This is a genomic window from Prosthecobacter sp. (assembly GCF_044378005.1).
Lineage (GTDB): Bacteria > Verrucomicrobiota > Verrucomicrobiia > Verrucomicrobiales > Verrucomicrobiaceae > Prosthecobacter.
In genome coordinates, this window is record NZ_JBILYB010000232.1 from 1 (window position 1) to 5824 (window position 5824).

The window sequence follows — 5824 nt, forward strand, 5'->3', positions numbered from 1 at the left end:
CGCTATGATTTCGACGAGGTGATGAAGTATTTGAAAACCAATCGACGACTTTCGAGTCACATTGAGCGTCGTAAAAGACACGGGTCGCCTGAACCGCGCTGATGTCTCCACAGAAAAAATCGAAGTCCCTTCCCCGCCCCGGAGGATCTCAATTGATCGAGCACTTCGGCACGTCATTCTGCTCAATGAAGCCTGGTCACCCCTCGTTTCGGGAGCCGTTGAATGGCGAGTGGTTGATTGGTTTGTATCGGGAGAGCGACGGCTCAATGCGCCCGATACTGCTGTGGGTGGATCGCAAGATTAACCTGCTCTGGGTTCCGAGTCTGCGACACCACGTGAAGCCGCCCAGCTCCTAGCTGCTGCTGTAACACCAGCCACAGATCGACGGCGACACGAGTCATCCGCTCGTTCTGGAGTAGTGCACCCCACGGCACCTCCCAAACCCTGCGACCTAACCAAACCCCACGGCATCATTTGGTGATGCAAACGGATGGAATCCCGAAGTCACGGTGACGAGGCCTCCATTCATGGACCTCCCAGATCTCTTTCCCGCCAACCCCATGCAACTGCGCACGATTCGTCATTATAACTTCAGCGAGGTATCCTCTGCGATGCAGAAAGCCATCCGCCGTGGTGATGCGGCTTTGGCCGGATATTGGGCGCTGGAACTGTGGCAGAGCGGTTTTGGCAAGTATGTGTGGAAGCGTCTGCTCACCATCAGTGCGGAGGATTGCTGGGGCATCCTCACACAGGAAGTGAAGGCGCTGCATGACAGCTACTTGGTCATCAATGACGGCATCCCGCCAAAGCAGGCGAAGGGCCGCATCTTCATCAGCAAGGCGGTCATCTTGCTGTGCTTATCGAAGAAGAGTCGTGATCCCGATCACCTGCAAAATTACGTCTATGATCAAACGGCTGGTCTTGATCCTGACACGCTTGCACTGGAGTTGCGCAGCAGTGGTGAGTATGTCGCCATCCCTGAATATGCCTATGACTGCCACACCCGCGAGGGCAAGAAGCGCGGCAAGACCAAGGCGGACTTCTTCAAAGCGGAGCAGGCGGCACTGGAGCCATTGCAGCCAGGGTTGTTTGATCACCTCATCGACGAGTGAGTCTTCGCGAAGGTCGCATCAAGGCACGCTGATAATCTCAACAAGTGCATGTGAGGCTGGGCTATACAGCCATACCTTGCGGAGCGGTCCCCATCGTAAAACGCTTCCTACACGCCTCCACAAGGTCATGCTGATGCATTGGGCCGATGGTTAGAAACGGGTGCCGTTCAAATGGTGCCATTCATGGATGGACAACGGTGTTCTGCGTCTCCGCCACATGGTGATCAAATCGGTGCGACACACAAGGTCACGGTGACGAGGCAGGAGGGAACCCAGCCCAGCGCTGGTCAACAAAACGCCCTCCATGCCCATGAACACCACCGCCTCGTCCCCCATCACCAAGCCCATGCTCGCCGACAAATGCGAGCGACTCCATGCCCTCAGCTTCCCGCTGCTCGCCACACCCAAGCTTGATGGCATCCGCTGCCTCAAGCTCAACGGACGCGCTCTGACCCGCAGCTTCAAGCCCGTGTCCAATCGCTTCATCCGAGAGTGGATCGAAGCCAACCTGCCTGATGGGTTAGATGGCGAGTTGATCGTGAAAGGCACCACCTTCAACGAAACCGCCGGGCATGTGGGCCGCGAAAGCGGTGAGCCTGACTTCACCTTCGCCGTCTTCGACTATGTGAGCGAGGGTATCAACGTGCCTTATGCCTGCCGGATGCAGGAACTGGCGCGGCTGCCGGATTACGAGCGCGTCGATAAAGTGCTGCCCGAGGAGATACATTCACTCAATGACCTGATGGCTTATGAAGAGCGCTGCGTGAGTGAGGGTTATGAAGGCGTCATGATCCGCACGCCCGGCTCACCCTACAAGTGTGGCCGGTCCACGGAGCGCGAGGGTTACCTGCTCAAGATCAAGCGCTTCGAGGACGCCGAGGCCGTGGTGCTCGACACCTACGAGGGCATGAGCAATCACAATGCTGCTGAGAAGGACGCGTTTGGCCGCACCAAGCGCAGCATGGCGCAGTCCGGCATGGTCGGGCGAGGCGAACTTGGCGGTTTTGTGGTCAAGCAAGTGGAGACGGGTATCGAGTTCCGGTTGGGTTACAACCATGTCGTCGGCGGAGTGGACCGCGTGTCTCTCTGGCAGCAGCGTTCCTCTTTGTTGGGCCGCATGGTGAAGTTCAAGCACCAGCCCAGCGGCGCGAAGGAAGCGCCCAGGTTCCCGAAGTTCATCGGGTTCCGCGAGCAGTGGGACCTCTCATAGGAGGTTCATCAAATGGTGATCAAAACGGTGAGACACACGCGGCCACGGTGACGAGGCCAAGGGGTGCCCTGCATGGGGCCAGTCACCCGCATCCATTCCTCCACATGAAACCCGCCGATCCCAAAGCCGCCCTCATCCAGTGGGGCATTGAACTCGAAACCCGCCTTCCTGCCACCAGCCAAGTGCCTGTGGGCAATTACCATGCCGGACATCCCGTCACCACTGGCATCACCACTGCCGGTGCCCGCAGCAATGCTCCGGCCTTCAACGTCGACACTTGGAAAGCCGAGCGCGATGGTTCCATCCGCTGCGACGCTGGGCAGATGCCCTGCGAATTCGTTTCCCCCATCCTCCATGGCGAGCGCGGTGTGGAGCACCTGATCGCCTTCGTTGAATGGCTCAATGCCATCGGTGCCACGGTGGATCGCTCCTGCGGTTGCCACATCACCGTGGGCATTGAGTCCATCATCGGCACCTCCGACACGAAAGCGGTGAGCGAGTTCATCCGCAAGCTTGCCCACATCGCCCGCTGGCACGCCCGCAGCCTCTACGGCCAGACCGGGACGGACCGCCACCTCAACCACTACAGCCACCCGCTCTATGAGCAGACCGCCGAGCACATGCTCAAAATAGTCACCTGCGAGGAAGAGCGCGTCAAAGCCGAGTGCGCCGAGCAATGCGGACGCGGCATGGTGAACTTTAGAAAGGCGTTCAAGCGTGACCGCAACGGGCGGTTCATCGGGGTGGTGGAGTTCCGCGTCTTTGCCGGCACGGTGAACATTGAGAAAATCCTCCATCACCTTGCCAGCGTGCTCGGCCTGTGTCGCCGCGCCTGCGAGGTCCAATGCCTCGGCGGGTTCGGAAAGAACAAGATCCAAGCCAAGCGCACCGCCACGGCGTCGGATGGCCTGCGCTTCCTGTGGGACTACCTCGGGTGGACCGGCAGCGCGCGTCCCGTCGCCCTTGGCCTGTTCGGCAAGCTGCACTCGGAGTTCCGCCACTACCGCAAGAGCGCGCAGCGGCTCTGCCAGCAGTTCGATAGCCGCTACCCCGACGCGAACCTCTAACCCTTTGCCTGCGCTATACGCAGTCTGCGGATAGCCGGGCCAAACCCAAGAACAACGAACCCAAGAAACGAACCTGATATGTGTGTGATCCTGATTTGTCCTGAAGATGTGCGCCCGAAGTCCGAGGTGCTGTATGCCTGTCATGAAGCCAACCCGCATGGAGCGGGAGTGGCATGGCGGGAAGGTGGCCGCGTGCGCTGGCAGAAGAACCTCAGCACCGGTGAACTCATCACTCTGCTCAAGAAGCTGGAGGGCGAGGTGGTCATCCACTTCCGCTGGGCCAGTGTCGGTGGAGTCGATGCGCGATTGTGTCACCCGTTCCCCGTCACCCCTAAATCCTCCGTCAGCCTGAGCGGCATGGCCGAGAGCGTGCTGTTCCACAACGGCACATGGAGCGGGTATGTGGATGCCCTGATGCGGCTGGAGCAGCATCGCAAGGAGCCACTGCCGACCTCCCCGATGAGTGACACCCGCGCAGCGGCACTGGTGGTCCATACCACCGGTCCTGAGGCGCTGCACAAGCTGCCAGGGCGCTGGGTGTGGATGAATGCGCAGGAGACGCGGCTCTACGGAGCTTGGGAGGAGTGGCGGGGGATGCAGGTGAGCAACACGCACTTCGTCCCGCGCCTGCGCGCCGCCCAAGCCCGGCGTCATCACACAAAGACCACTGATCACCGCTCCCTATGCCAGTCCTGCCTCTTTGCCTGCTAACCCAAACCCAAACCCAAACCTGATAACCCGATATGAAACTCTTCAAACTAATCGCCAGCCGAGCTGGCCAAGTGTTGTTCGATGACCGTGTGGAGGCCGACTCCCCGCGTGAAGCCCGTGAACAGATGAAAGCCCTGATGGGGCTCAACTCTCTCACCGGGGTGGTGTATGCCATCACGGAAATCCCCATTGATCTCATTCAAAGCATCGTCGATGCGCGACTCGTCGAGGCCCTGCAACGCCTCCATGGGGGGCAAGCGCCGGCCACGGTCGAGCAGATGATCCGCCCCATTGCGAGTGCGGCCGTCAGAGAACAACTCGCCAACCTGCGCGAAGCCCGCATCACGCCTGATGATCCGCCGCCACCGCCGCAGCGCTTTGATGCGTTCACGCCTGCGGTGGACCAGATCATCGGCACGCCCACGTCCACGCCGCCGAAGCCGCGACGCAAGCTCACAAGTGTGACCACCAATGGCACACTGGTGGATTGGAAAGCGGTGAAACGACTCTATCGCCGCACCGGTTCCATCAAGCAGACAGCCGCGCAGTTTAAGTTGTCGGTGAACTCCGTGAAAGCACGCATCCGTAGGGAGGGCTGGACCCATGAGTGATCGACTCACCATCACCAAGTATGGCACGCGGTATTGGGCCGTGTGGCTCGACGGCGAACTGCTGGCCGTCACGCTCTACAAGAAGGGTGCACGGTCGGTGGCTTCCGCGATTACGACGCTCTCCACGACTCATGGAAAGGAGGTCCATCATGGCATCCAAGCCGCGTGAACGTTTTCACAAACAAGCTCCGTCCTCGCCGATGAACTGGCGACCACGCACAGCGGAGGATTTGATCGGCCAGGCCAAACGTGTGGCGCTGGCGCAGGCGAGTAAGGCCAAGCGCCTCTCCAGTGATCCTTCAGCCACCATGAAACTCCTGCTCTACGGTCCGCCGGGTGTGGGCAAGACCAGCGTGGTAGAACTGGTCGCAGTTCAGTTGGCTGGCACGCCGCTGTCCATCGAGGACTACAACGGGCGTGAGGTGACGGTGGACCTCGTGCGCGAGTGGATGCGACAGCTTCCTTATTGCAGCCTGTTCAGTTCATGGTCGGTCAAGATCGTCAATGAGCTGGACCGCTGCTCACGGGAAGCGCAGGACTTGTTGCTGACCTACCTGGACCGATTGCCACCGGGCCGGGCGTTCCTCGGCACGAGCAACCTGCAGCTCGATCTGCTGACCGAGCGGTTCCAGACGCGGTTCCAAGCCATCAAGCTGCTACCGCCCACCACGGAGGAACTGGCAGCGTTCCTGAGCACGCACTGGCCGGTGCCTGCATTCACGGCCTCACAAATCGCCGTGGGCAGTGGAGGCTGTGTGCGGGCCGCGCTCGCAGATCTCGAATCCTACCTCGACCAGCAACCCTCATGAGCTTGTTCACCACCGCCCAAATCCCCATCCTTCACGACAGCCCCGGCCCATGGATCATGCATGTGCCCGTGGTGTCCACGCGGCACCTCCCACCGAGCGAAGCTGAGGCGTTGCTTCGTCTTCGTCCGCTGGAGTGTCGTGCACCGGATGATCCGCCCCTGTTGGCCCACCTCCTCGATGGCGTGGGCCATTTGTTCCTCATCGAAGACCTCGATGCCGATGAAATGACGACGTTCCCGCATCTGCGCGGCGTGCTCTTGGCCATCAAGGCCCGTGGCTACGCTTATGCGCGCCTCGACGCCGA

At 60.4% G+C, this 5824-nt stretch carries 8 protein-coding genes; all 8 read left to right on the top strand.

Translation table 11 applies throughout. The features are described from left to right. The first annotated feature begins 560 nt into the window (after positions 1-560). Positions 561-1112: a hypothetical protein gene (locus AC6FTP_RS24980; RefSeq protein ID WP_497209621.1), complete on the top strand. Its 552-nt coding sequence runs from the start codon at positions 561-563 to the stop codon at positions 1110-1112. Between the two features lie 310 nt (positions 1113-1422). After that, complete coding sequence (locus tag AC6FTP_RS24985) at positions 1423-2322, top strand: ATP-dependent DNA ligase (RefSeq protein ID WP_497209622.1); 900 nt, start codon at positions 1423-1425, stop codon at positions 2320-2322. Between the two features lie 104 nt (positions 2323-2426). Next, positions 2427-3389 carry an amidoligase family protein gene (locus AC6FTP_RS24990; RefSeq protein WP_497209623.1) on the top strand — a complete coding sequence of 321 codons (963 nt, stop codon included), beginning with the start codon at positions 2427-2429 and terminating at the stop codon, positions 3387-3389. A 78-nt stretch (positions 3390-3467) separates the two neighbouring features. Further along, positions 3468-4100, top strand: a complete 633-nt coding sequence (locus AC6FTP_RS24995; RefSeq protein ID WP_497209624.1) for a hypothetical protein — start codon at positions 3468-3470, stop codon at positions 4098-4100. A 32-nt stretch (positions 4101-4132) separates the two neighbouring features. Further along, complete coding sequence (locus AC6FTP_RS25000; protein WP_497209625.1) at positions 4133-4711, top strand: hypothetical protein; 579 nt, start codon at positions 4133-4135, stop codon at positions 4709-4711. Next, a complete protein-coding gene (locus tag AC6FTP_RS25005; RefSeq protein ID WP_497209626.1) occupies positions 4704-4880 on the top strand; it encodes a hypothetical protein in 177 nt (58 codons plus the stop codon). Before AC6FTP_RS25000 ends, AC6FTP_RS25005 begins: the two co-directional genes overlap by 8 nt. A 31-nt stretch (positions 4881-4911) precedes the next feature. After that, complete coding sequence (locus AC6FTP_RS25010; protein ID WP_497209627.1) at positions 4912-5520, top strand: ATP-binding protein; 609 nt, start codon at positions 4912-4914, stop codon at positions 5518-5520. Continuing rightward, a partial coding sequence (locus tag AC6FTP_RS25015) for a hypothetical protein (RefSeq protein WP_497209628.1) occupies positions 5517-5824 on the top strand: 308 nt, incomplete at its 3' end. The genes AC6FTP_RS25010 and AC6FTP_RS25015, both read left to right, overlap by 4 nt.